Source organism: Vibrio sp. SCSIO 43086, assembly GCF_051132235.1.
In the GTDB taxonomy this organism is placed as follows: Bacteria; Pseudomonadota; Gammaproteobacteria; order Enterobacterales; family Vibrionaceae; genus Vibrio; species Vibrio diabolicus.
Genome location: NZ_CP072677.1, coordinates 1,033,501 through 1,045,556 on the forward strand (window position 1 = coordinate 1,033,501; position 12,056 = coordinate 1,045,556).

At 45.0% G+C, this 12,056-nt stretch carries 8 protein-coding genes and 1 other RNA gene; 7 read left to right on the top strand and 2 right to left on the bottom strand.

All coding sequences use genetic code 11. The annotated features are described in order from the left end of the window. Positions 1–134 precede the first annotated feature (134 nt). The 7 genes from J8Z23_RS04850 (at position 135) to udp (ending at position 8,430) form a co-directional block, all read left to right on the top strand. Positions 135–878, top strand: coding sequence for a hypothetical protein (locus tag J8Z23_RS04850; RefSeq protein ID WP_046874702.1), 744 nt, complete (start codon positions 135–137; stop codon positions 876–878). A gap of 152 nt (positions 879–1,030) precedes the next feature. Further along, positions 1,031–3,034: a GGDEF domain-containing protein gene (locus J8Z23_RS04855; RefSeq protein WP_104974319.1), complete on the top strand. Its 2,004-nt coding sequence runs from the start codon at positions 1,031–1,033 to the stop codon at positions 3,032–3,034. A 137-nt stretch (positions 3,035–3,171) separates the two neighbouring features. Continuing rightward, positions 3,172–3,268: signal recognition particle sRNA small type (ffs, locus tag J8Z23_RS04860), an RNA gene on the top strand. Between the two features lie 208 nt (positions 3,269–3,476). After that, positions 3,477–4,211: an RNA methyltransferase gene (locus J8Z23_RS04865; protein WP_282149347.1), complete on the top strand. Its 735-nt coding sequence runs from the start codon at positions 3,477–3,479 to the stop codon at positions 4,209–4,211. Positions 4,212–4,459: 248 nt separating this feature from the next. Continuing rightward, on the top strand, positions 4,460–4,879 hold the full coding sequence (locus J8Z23_RS04870) for a CBS domain-containing protein (protein WP_005390603.1): 420 nt from the start codon (positions 4,460–4,462) through the stop codon (positions 4,877–4,879). A 179-nt stretch (positions 4,880–5,058) separates the two neighbouring features. Continuing rightward, positions 5,059–7,365 (top strand): zinc/cadmium/mercury/lead-transporting ATPase, encoded by a 2,307-nt coding sequence (locus J8Z23_RS04875; RefSeq protein WP_301658977.1) that lies wholly within the window; start codon positions 5,059–5,061, stop codon positions 7,363–7,365. Between the two features lie 306 nt (positions 7,366–7,671). Further along, positions 7,672–8,430 carry a uridine phosphorylase gene (gene udp, locus J8Z23_RS04880; protein WP_012842006.1) on the top strand — a complete coding sequence of 253 codons (759 nt, stop codon included), beginning with the start codon at positions 7,672–7,674 and terminating at the stop codon, positions 8,428–8,430. A 156-nt stretch (positions 8,431–8,586) separates the two neighbouring features. Here the strand turns inward: udp and J8Z23_RS04885 are convergent, their stop codons facing one another. Together J8Z23_RS04885 and J8Z23_RS04890 are read right to left on the bottom strand one after the other, a co-directional pair. Then, complete coding sequence (locus J8Z23_RS04885; RefSeq protein WP_005390608.1) at positions 8,587–9,747, bottom strand: DUF1887 family protein; 1,161 nt, start codon at positions 9,745–9,747, stop codon at positions 8,587–8,589. Between the two features lie 163 nt (positions 9,748–9,910). Then, positions 9,911–11,902: a methyl-accepting chemotaxis protein gene (locus J8Z23_RS04890; RefSeq protein WP_434635153.1), complete on the bottom strand. Its 1,992-nt coding sequence runs from the start codon at positions 11,900–11,902 to the stop codon at positions 9,911–9,913. Between the last annotated feature and the right edge of the window lie 154 nt (positions 11,903–12,056).

Genomic DNA, 12,056 nt, shown 5'->3' on the forward strand with positions numbered 1-12,056 from the left:
CGTGCCGTATGTTAATGAGCGTTAAAAAGCATAAAACAAACACAAGCTAAGCTTGAATCTAGACCCTCTCAACGACTTTTAATCCCAGTTTTTGCCGTTGAGTTACCAAGTAGGTGGGGAAGCCAGGAGGCGCTATGATTTTATCGACACTTCAATTTTTCATTACGACTTTACTCGCAGTGGTGTGCGTTCGAGCGATGAGTTTGAGCGAGGGAGATATTCCCGTTCTTGCACTCATGATCCCGGCGTTGTGGATCTTGCCACAAGGCGGGTTTGCAGGTTTGGTGTTGCTGGGCGCAATGATGGCTTTTGGCGCTACGCTCTCAATGCAGCCAATCGCGCTATCGATTGGTATTTTGATCCTTTTCCCACTTTTAATGGTAGTGTTCTCTCGTAGAAGTTCGTTGGGCGTTCTGCTCACCGCAGGCCTAATCGTACTTACTCTACAAGTCGGTATTATGGTCACGCAACAAGGTGGGAAGCTAGATGGATCCGCTTGGGTTACAGTGGTTCAAACTGTCGCGGTCATGGCGATGTGGTGGTCTGCTGTACATTGGACCCCATCCAATAAGCACAGCTGGTGGCCGATGCTGTTGTTGTTCCCATTATGGATTGCTGGCTTGCCATATGCCGTTCTTGTGGCATTGAGCGTGACAGGAATGCTGGCTTCAATGGAAACCCTCGCGAAGCTTAAACACTCCATTCGTTGGAGTAAACTATTGTGCTGGACGTTACCGACCGTTGGCTTTGCTGCCTTAGTGGTGAGTCCGACTACAGATGTACCAAACCCTGTTTTTGTTGTTTGGATCTGTTTGTTAGGAACGGCTTGGATGACGGACTATATCTTACGTAGCAGCGATGAACAGGCAGAATTATGAGTATTTCGTCAGGTAAAAAGTGACACGTGCGGCAGACTATCGAATTGGTTGTGGAACAAAATGAAGATTAGTATATGTTCTTCATTTCATATTTACTAAACTTCCAATAATAATAACCACATTATAAGTGGTTGATTTAAGATAAGTTTGTCATGACTACCTTTGCTCGAACACTGTTGCTTTTTACTTGTTGCCTACTGAGTTTGAATGTAAAAGCTGAATCACCTTTAATTGCTCATTATAAAGTTGCGACAGAAGCGGATGATGTCGTCACCCGTGTTCTTTTTAATGCTGCATCGAAAGAGTTCGGCTTTACCGTTCAATATGTGAACTATTCCAGCTTTGATGCCATTCTAAATTCCGTCGCGAATGGGGAAGCGGACTTTGCTGCGAATATCACTTACACAGAAGAGCGTGCTCAACGCTTTAGTTACTCCCGTCCAACTAATATCGAATATACCTACCTTTTTGGATTAAAAGACTCGACGTTGAGTGACATTTCACGAGTTGGCGTCCCTAAAGATACGGTTTACGCTGAATTACTTAAACAATACTACCCGGAGCTAAAACAGGTCTCTTATCAAGGTCATGAGCAAGCGGTAACGTTACTGAGATCAGGCGTTGTTGAAGGCGTAGTCGATGCCATCAATCAGCTTAAGCCGATGCTGCTGGAGGGCTTTGACGCTAAGATGTTAAATGATCAGATTTCGATAAAGCCAGTATCGATCATCAGTAAAAAAGATCATCATCTCGAAGAGTTGGATACGTTCGCTACGTTTATTCATGGGGAAGGAGTGCAAAAGCAACTTCGTGAAGAGATCTCCCAGTATCAATTTGAACTCAGGCGAGCGGCATTGCGAGAATCTATTCGCTTATTACCTCTCGATTTTAGTGAGCCTATACGGATCAAGCTCGAATCTATCTTTCCATATGTTGTTTACAACGAAGACGGCAGTATCGAAGGGATGACGGCAGATGTCGTCCTGAGAAGCTGTGAGATTTTGGCATTAAACTGCGTGATCATTAGTGAGCCAAATGAAAGTTGGGGCTCCATGTATCACGAGTTTATGCAGGGGAGCTTTGAAATTTTAGCGCCGTTAACGGTCAGTCGCGAGCGACATGAATTTAGTTACTTTCCCAAGCCCCATTACTCACCAGCATCCGTTATGGTCAAGCGTTTAGGTTACAAGCCGAACACTTACTCTCATGTGTCACAGTTGATCTCTGAGCGGATTGGTGTGGTTGAGGACGACTTTTTCGACCAAATGATGACACAACTTTTACCGCTAAAAGAGCTGAAACGTTATCGTACCCAACAAGAACTCATTCAGGGTTTATTGAATGAAGAGGTCGATTACATTCCGATGGATACCGCGATGCTCAACCACTTTTTACGTCTGAGCGAGTTGGTTCCGATAGAGCAGGACACGGCGATTGGCGAGTTTTACCAGTCACAACTTTCTGTTGGATTGGTGGCGAACGAGAAAGGTGCCATGCTTGCTCCTTTTTTCAGTCGAGCGATAGCGATGTTGGAAGTAGATAAGATCATTGCCCAGTACGACCTGCGCCCAGATTGGCGTACCGCGCTTGAATATGAGGTTCGGCTGGCAACGCAAACGCAGGCTGTGTTTGTCTTTGTATTGTTGTTTGCGATTTGCGTTTCGCTTTATCTTTATCGTCAATCGAATACTGACAATTTAACGGGGTTAAGAAATCGCCGCGCGTTGCAAGTAAAACATCGAAAAGGCGTAAACAAAGATCTATCCATACTTTACTTGGATATTAACCACTTCAAACGAATCAATGATACGTACGGTCACCGTGCTGGTGATGAGGTGTTGCAATTATTGGCGCTAAAAATTCATTATGTATGGTCAGGAAAAAGTTACCGGATAGGGGGAGATGAGTTCATACTGTTGGGCTATCCGACTCAAGCAGAATTAAATAGGGCAATGAAAGAGCTCAGCAGAATTGATGTAAAAGGCAAACTGTGTAGTGAGTTAGAGTCTGTGGGCATCTCTATTGGTGTCTCTGCAAAAAGAGAACAGCACATGAGCTTAGAGCAAGCCATGCATTTAGCTGATGAAGATATGTATTCAAGTAAGCAGTCAACACGCCGTTATCCTTCTTCGCATCGTTACGTGGCTCAATCATAGAGGAATGAATTGATCGAGTTTTGTCCAAACGGTAATGAAATGACGAAATTCAAGGCTTTTGCTCTTGCATTATGAGGGCTGATACTGAATAATCGCCCCATCGATTGAGGCAAGTCCTCTCGAAAAGAATTATGGGGCTCTGGTCCTCTCGCAACAATAGCTCGTGAACTCGGTCAGGTCCGGAAGGAAGCAGCCGCAGCGGGTGACTTGTGTGCCGGGATGTGGCTGGGGTCCCACCCTTTAAAAGCCCTGCGTATATCGCAGGGCTTTTTTCGTTTTTGAACCCTCTTTTACTGCGTTTGCTCTTCAAAGTCTTCTGATGAATCAAGTTTCTTGAGGTTATTTAAGTATAATTTATAATCTCACGCGCTTGATACCGAACTGTCGTGAAGATTGTTTCGAGTACATTCGCCGAATAACCATTTTCACCTGGGATACTTTAATGATTTCAAAAAACCAATTAAAACTGCTTCGTGCTTTAGGTCAAAAGAAACAGCGTAAAGCGCATGGCTTATTCCTAGTTCAGGGTGAAAAGAACGTTTTAGAGCTGGCAAGCAGTTCATTAAAGGTGAAGCATGTCTTCGCAACCGAGGCATTTCTCGAACAAAACGCTAGTGCGCTAAGTGGTTTTGATTGCATTGAAGCATCGCTTGACGACCTGACCAAAGCGAGCACTCTCGTGAGCAATAACGCGGCCATTGCAGTGGTTGAAATCCCGAGTGTAAAAGTGCCTCAAGCAAAAGGCTTGATGATTGCGCTAGATGGCGTATCTGACCCAGGTAATCTAGGAACGATTATTCGTGTCGCAGACTGGTATGGCATCAAGCACATTATTGCGAGTACAGATTGTGCTGATCCGTATAACCCTAAGACGATCAGCGCGACCATGGGCAGTTTTGGCCGCGTACAAGTGAGTCTGGTGGATTTGCCAAGTTACTTAGAAAAAGCCAATTTGCCAGTATATGGTGCGTTTCTGGAAGGGGAGAGCGTTCATAAAACGGAATTCGCTGCTGAAGGTATTTTGTTGATGGGCAGCGAGTCCCACGGCGTACGTGAAGAAGCTGCGAAGCTCGTGACAAATAAGATCACGATTCCGGCATTTGGTGGTGCTGAGTCGCTGAATGTCGCAATGGCAACCGGTATTATTTTAGACAATATGCGTCGACATCATTGTTAATGTAACTATGCGCCAATAATGAAGCCAGTCAATTTGACTGGCTTTGTTGTATTTACCACCTGTCAAAAGTGAGCCCATTTGCAAGTTGTACTCAATTAAACAACAGTGAATGCCGAGGATGACTTAATTTTGATTCAGATCAATAGGCTGCACCTATAAATAAAATTACTCATTTCCATTTAGTAAATTCAGGAAATTAGGCGACACTTATCTAAAGGCCGCAATAAAATGCCCTTAAGGAGATAAGAATGCATTCATTAAAAGTAAAAGATTACATGACGTTGCAAGCGGTGACCTTCACTAAAGATATGTCACTTTCGGCTGCTTTGAATAAAGTCATGCAAAGCGTCACATTAGGTGGGCCCGTCATTGATGAGAATGAAAAGGTAGTTGGATTCTTATCAGAGCAAGACTTGTTAGATAAATTGGTGAAAGCGAGTTATCACTGCCAAGATACGCATACCGTTCAAGAGTGTATGCATGACGATGTTTTATCTGTTTCTCCAGACATGTCAGTGATTGAGTTGGCTGACATGATGAAGATTGGTAAGCCAAAAATGTATCCAGTGGTTGACGGCAAAGGTAAATTGGTCGGCGTTATCACTAGGCGAGATGTGCTGCGCGCCATCGGGATGACTTTAAATGAGTGTTTTAAGCATCCAGTTTAACCTTTTTGATCAAATTTCATAGGTGCTTGATTTTAAATAAGTCATTTGGAAAGACGCTTCGGCGTCTTTTTTTATTTTCAATCGACGAGTTTTTAAAAAATTACCTTGACCTTGGAGCTAGCTCTAAGGTTTATCCTTAGTCATAGGCAAAGAGCCTACACCAATAAGGAAAATAAATTATGTGTACGAAACATCAAGGTTGCCAATCTAGCAAAATCAAAACTGCGGTGCCGCTTGGCGCGAGCGAGTCGTGCTGCGCACCAGTAAAATCTTCACTCAACATTTCTCAAGCTGGCGTAGAAGTGTCCGAAAGTTCATGTTGCAGCGGAGGGAGTTGTAGCACCGACCCTGGTGAGGAAGAAGAGCCCTCAAGGGAGAGTGATTCCTCAATTCGAAACTCGTGGCTTGTGTCAGGTATGGATTGCCCTTCATGTGCGCAAAAGCTTGAGAAGGCTATTACGTCTTTGGAAGGTGTTAACCAAGCAAAAGTCTTATTTGCAACAGAAAAACTGGTTGTCGATTTTGACGATAGCGAGCTGACCTCTACGATAGAGCATACAGCCCAACAAACAGGTTTTCCGCTTTCTTCACTCGATGCTCCAAAACCAAATACCGCAACGAAGGGCTGGCGTGGGGTAGTAAAAGACAACATTCAAATTCTCTCTATTGCTAGTGCGATGGTTGTCGCGGCAATAATTTCTAAGATCGACCCTCAAATAAGCACTTGGTTATTCACGTTGACCTGTTTACTGGGTTTATACCCAATTGCGCTCAAAGCGTTCAAGTTGGCGCGTAGCGGTACGCCTTTTGCGATTGAAACGTTAATGAGTGTGGCAGCGCTCGGCGCTTTATATTTAGGTGAAACCGCTGAAGCGGCAATGGTGTTATTGCTTTTCCTTATTGGTGAAAAGTTAGAAGCATATGCATCATCCCGCGCTCGAAGTGGTGTCCAAGCGCTAATGGACTTAGTCCCAGAAAATTCAATTTTAATTGTTGATGGTGAGCGTAAAGAGGTGCCTGCAGCTCAGCTTAAGCCGGGGGATATTATAGAAGTTGCCCCCGGTGGTCGTTTGCCAGCGGATGGTGTGTTGCAAGATGCGCTTGCGAGTTTTGACGAAAGTGCGTTAACGGGAGAATCCGTTCCCGTTGAGCACCAAACGGGTGGCAAAGTGATGGCCGGGGCTGTGGTTGTCGATAAAGTCGTTCGTTTACAGGTGACCTCTCGTCAAGGCGAGAATGCGATTGACCGAATTCTCCATTTGATTGAAGAAGCAGAATCTCGTAAGGCACCATTAGAACGTTTTCTGGATAAGTTCAGCCGTTGGTATACGCCGCTGATGATGTTGGTGTCCTTGATGGTTATCGTCACGCCACCACTGTTGTTTGCTCAACCATGGGAAACGTGGATTTATCGAGGACTTGCCCTGTTACTGATCGCCTGTCCGTGTGCGTTGGTTATTTCAACGCCTGCAGCGATTACTTCTGGCTTGGCGGCTGCGGCGAAGCGGGGGGCATTAATCAAAGGTGGTGCGGCGCTTGAGTTGCTTGGTAAGGTGGAGTCCGTCGCATTTGATAAAACCGGTACATTGACGCAAGGTAAGCCGCAGGTGACCGACGTCTTTGCTTTTGATGTAGATGAAGACAAGTTACTTAGCCTGACAGCCTCAATCGAAGTTGGCTCAAGCCATCCTCTCGCGGTTTCTTTAGTTAATAAAGTGCAACAGCAGGGGCTTACTATTCCTGAAGCGCTAGATAAAACCGCGCAAGTGGGCTCTGGTGTCACAGGTTACGTCGATGGGAAAATAGTCCAAGTAGTCACGCCTTCTAAGGCCGATTTCCCACTTTCTCAAGAAACCGAAGAGCGAGTGGTGACGTTGGAACAACAAGGTAAAACGGTTGTTATTGTGCGTTACGATTACGAGGTCATTGGCGTGATCGCATGGCAAGATACATTGCGCCCAGATGCCCAAGAAGCTATCGCTACGTTGAAGGAGCTTGGGATAACGTCGGTGATGCTAACCGGTGACAACCCGAGAAGTGCTGAAGCAATGGCGACCAGAATAGGCTTGGATTATAAAGCAAGCTTATTACCAGCAGATAAAGTGCATTACGTCGAGAAACTATCACAGCAACACACCGTTGCAATGGTGGGAGACGGTATTAATGATGCGCCAGCGATGAAAGCTTCGAGTATCGGTATTGCGATGGGAGGCGGTACGGATGTTGCTCTGGAAACGGCCGACGCGGCATTAACGCACAATCGTCTGATTGAGTTACCTGCCATGATAGAACTATCGCGTGCGACGTTAAGCAATATTCGTCAGAATGTTGCGTTAGCGCTTGGTTTGAAAGGCGTTTTCTTGGTGACAAGTTTATTGGGCATTACGGGTCTATGGGTGGCAGTATTAGCCGACAGCGGCGCAACTGCACTGGTTACGTTAAATGCGTTGAGATTGCTCCGTTTTGAGTCCAAGCAGGCCAAGTGACCTACCTAACTAGCTAATAAAAAGCCCGAGGCATTCGTGTCTCGGGCTTTTTTAACCGTATCGACGAAATCTAATAATATGTTTTAGTTTGTTTTTGAAATCACGCATCGCTATGCAACAAAATGAGCCAAACTCCCCAAAAGTGTGATCATTGCTTGTTTTGGGTGAAATTATAGTTTCATTGCATTTTCTCATTGTGATTGTGATCACTCTATGTTGGTGAAAGGTTCGCTACAGTGCATTTGTACCCAATAACTGATTAATGAGCTTATTGTTCATAAAATAAGCCACAATAAGGAGCGACTTATGTCTCAAGCTGTATTTCATTTAGGTGTTACTGAAGCTGATCTTAATGGTGCGACTCTAGCCATCATTCCTGGTGATCCAGCGCGCGTTCAAAAAATCGCAGAACAAATGGAAAACCCAGTATTTCTAGCAAGTCACCGTGAATACACGCTATACCGTGCCGAATTAGACGGTAAACCTGTTGTGGTTTGTTCTACAGGTATTGGTGGCCCTTCTACCTCTATCGCAGTTGAGGAACTCGCGCAGCTTGGTGTTCGTACTTTCCTACGTGTTGGTACAACTGGCGCAATTCAACCGCATGTAAACGTAGGTGACATGATCGTAACGACGGGGTCAGTTCGCCTTGACGGTGCGAGCCTGCACTTTGCGCCAATGGAATTCCCAGCAGTTGCTGACTTTGAAGTAGCAACTGCAATGAAAGCGGCAGTAGAAGAGTCTGGCGCTGCGGTTCACATGGGTGTGACGGCTTCAAGTGATACTTTCTACCCAGGTCAAGAGCGCTACGACACGTTCTCTGGTCGCGTTGTTAAGCGTTTCCAAGGTTCTATGCAAGAATGGCAAGACATGGGCGTACTTAACTTTGAGATGGAGTCTGCAACATTGCTAACAATGTGTGCGAGCTCTGGTCTAAAAGCAGGTTGTGTGGCGGGTGTAATCATCAACCGTACACAAAAAGAGATTCCAGATCATTCAACTCTGAAAGAGACGGAAGCTCGTTCAATTAAGGTGGTAGTAGAAGCAGCGCGTAAAATGCTGTAAGCCGCGATAATTGGCATTTTAAACAAACGGAAAAACCAGAGGCACGCCTCTGGTTTTTTTCTACCTATTTAAACCCACACTTAAAAATTAGGTATGAAAAAAGCAGCCTGTAACGCTGCTTTTGATCATTTTGAATTCTAGTTCTTATCACTGATACTAGATCTCGTCCGAGCCGCCTGCGTCTTTAAACCAAGCCGTTAGGTGCGTTCTTAAATCTTTAAGCTCATCAGGGCCAATCAGAGCTAGCCCCAAATCTTCTGCACGAGTAATGTCATTATGACGAAGCGGTCGGAAGCTCACCAGCATTGCACGTGCTTGTAAACCACCTAGTAGATCTCTGAGGGATTCTAGCTTGTACAAGGTGTCATCGCCGTCATCTCGCATGCCTTTGGTTTTACACTCAATGATGTGGAGCTTGTTGTTTACCACTGTTGCAACATCCAACTCATTGCGTACTTCACTTTCACCAAGTTTGCGATAAACCTGAACATTCAAAGAGCGATCTTGAATCGTCGGCATCGTATCTTGAATTTGCTTGACCGTGCTGTGTACCAGAGTCTCTAACCATTCACCGTTTGAAAAGCGGCGTGCATCTTCATCTGCAAACGTTAGAACGCCATTCTCATAAGTGGCGATTTGCGCTTCCACTAAGTCCGAAAGCAGCATGTTGAGCTCACGGTAGCCTTGTTGCTTTTCAGAAAGCTCCACATCAAGTTTTTGCTCTTTGCGGCATGTGGTTGCAAGGTAGTTAAGAGTCGCTAAGCCTGGACCAAGTTCAAGCGCATTTGAGGCCCAGCGTTCACCAAGTTCATACAGTTTTTTATCAAGAAGAGGAGGTAAATCAACGTGGTGGAACTCGCCGCGTGCGCCGAAGATAGTGAGGTAGTCAGCAATCGTAATGTGGTCTTCGACTTGAGTATCTTCTTTGCCATCTGGGTATAACCAGCAAAGCTTATCGCTACTTGGCTCAACCACAAAAATTGGCCAGCGATAGGTACGGAAAACCTCGTACACAGACAATAAGCGATGACGAAGACCGCAACTGGCGTTCAATTTCACATCTTCGCCGCGCTCATGGAGATCTTTTGCCAGTTTTTGAATCGCTTGTTTGATCAGCGAAGTATTGACGGCGGATGGGATTTCAAAAAATTCGGAAGTAATGTCTCGTTGCTCTAAAACGGCACTCAGTCGGTCAAATATATCTAACTGGCTCTTGTCTCCGATGAAGACGATATGTGTGCTTAGCGTACGATTATCTAATAGAGGAGTGACCAATCTCACTGGGTCTTGGTCGATAATACCAACATGAACAGCCATAGATTTTCCTTTTTATGAGGCCGCTCGAAAAGAGATGTGCAAGGGGATGAGCTGGCCATATTAATCATATGTAGACATGGCTGATAAAAAACAAGGGCGACTTAACAAAAAGTCGCCCTTATACAGTTGATTGCACTAATTAATGCTCAAATTTATAAATTATTTATAACTTAAAGCGGTGAACCAATTCATTCTGCTGATGAGCCAAGTGAGTCAGGGATTCACTGGTCTGTGCGATGCTCGACATAGCTTGGAAGCTTTCATCGGCGATACTATTGATATCTTCAATACTGCGTGCAATGTCTGCTGAGGTTTCACTTTGCTCTGCTGCCGCTTGCGAAATATGCGTACTCATTTGGCTGATTTCGATGATTAGCGCTTGAATCTCTTCCATTGAGCTGTTCGCTTTTGATGCTTGCTCAACAGACATCTCCATATCGCTCATACAGCTTTGTATTACTTGATTTGCTGACTGAGAGCTGGATTGCAGATTACTGATCATCGATTCAATTTCAGTGGTGGACTGAGTGGTTCTGGATGCAAGCACACGCACCTCATCGGCCACTACCGCAAAGCCGCGACCTTGCTCGCCAGCGCGAGCCGCTTCAATTGCTGCATTCAATGCCAGTAGGTTAGTTTGTTCAGCAATGTTGCGAATCACATCGAGGATAGAACCAATTTGACCACTCATTTTTTGAAGTTCAGAGACAGCGGAAACGGATTCGTTCAAACGCGTTTCCAGTTGATTTATGGTCGAGATATTGCTGCTCATGACATTTCTGCCTTCTTCAGAGGCAGATTCGACACGCTGCACCATTTCTAGTGAACCTTGTGCACTTTGAGCGACTTCTTGCACTGAGTGAGACATTTCCGTCATTGCGGTCGCAACGTTTGCTGTTTGCTCGCGTTGTGAGCTTAATTTGCTTTGCGCTTGCGAAGACGTGCTTTCGTTTGTTGCTGAGGTCGAAGATAGGTTCTCTGACGCTTCGTTGAGTTTCACTAAGATCTCGTGAAGACTGTCGGCTAGTGAGTTAATGTGTCCACTCACTCGGCTGAACTCGTTGTTATAGCGAATATCGATACGTTGTGTCATGTCACCTTCAGTCAGGCTTTCAAGCACTTTTAGAATACGAGTCAATGGTTCGCGAACGCTATGCGCGATGTGGTAGCCAATCGCTGTGGCAAGTAACACGACAACAACGCCAATGATGATGGCTTTTGTCACACCCGCAGAATAAATGTCACCAGCGTCTGCTAACGATTCATTAAGTTTATCCGTTGCGGTTGTCGTAAATTGCTCAAGAATCGCCATGGTTGAATCAACTTTATTCGCTAGGTTGGCGATGTTGTTGTATAGCGCTGCACGAGCATTGAGGTAATTATTGTGCTGGTCTAAGACACCTCCACGCATTCCCACGTCGCGTGTGAATTGTTCTACCGACTCACCAAACGCTGTTTTTAGTTCAGGTAATTGAGTAACTAAACCACGGAAAGCATAGTTCAAGTGAGTCACTGCTTTGCGGTTTTTGGTCACGGCTTGCGTAACAAACTCAGGATCAGAACTGGCGAGGGCATCAGAGGTTATAACTTCCGCATCTTTTAGCTTAATGAAGTAACTCTTCGCCATGACTTTGACAGAAATGCTGGTTTGATCTGCCACATATTCTTTAAGGCCGACCGACAACTCGGTATTCAGCTTTTGGAAGCGACGTGACGATTTTTGTACTTTTTCTTGCGCAGCGAACATCGCTTCGTAGTTGTCCATGGCTTCAAGAGCTTCAGTAAAATAGCTCTGCTCTAACGCTTTTAATTGTGAAAACGGTTCGGTAAGAGAAGGATAGATTTGGCTCGCAGTTTCCAGTTGACCCAAAGTGGATTCGAAACGTTGTTGAGATCTAGCAAATTCCTGACGCATTTCATCCATGCGTTGTTTATTCTCTGTCGTCAGAAAATCTTTAAACGATTTGTCGGCAGAAAGCAGTTCAACACTGGTTTGGTTAGATAACGATACCAGTGGTAGGGATGATTTAGACACGGTACCAAACTTCCCGTGAATATCACTCATTCCTCCCATCATAATGGCAATTGTGACGGCAAATAGGATGATGATCAGAGCAAAGCCCGCATACATCCTTTTAATAACTGAACCTCGCATAAGTGAGCTTCCTCTCCCAAAATAGACAAGCTACCCAAGAATTTTGAGCTTACTTGGGTATAAAAATAATAATTGTCTTAAAAAAGTAACAAAATTCATTGGATTGTATTGAGTTTGTGACGCGCATTTTATGACGCACACGACAAAAAAAGCT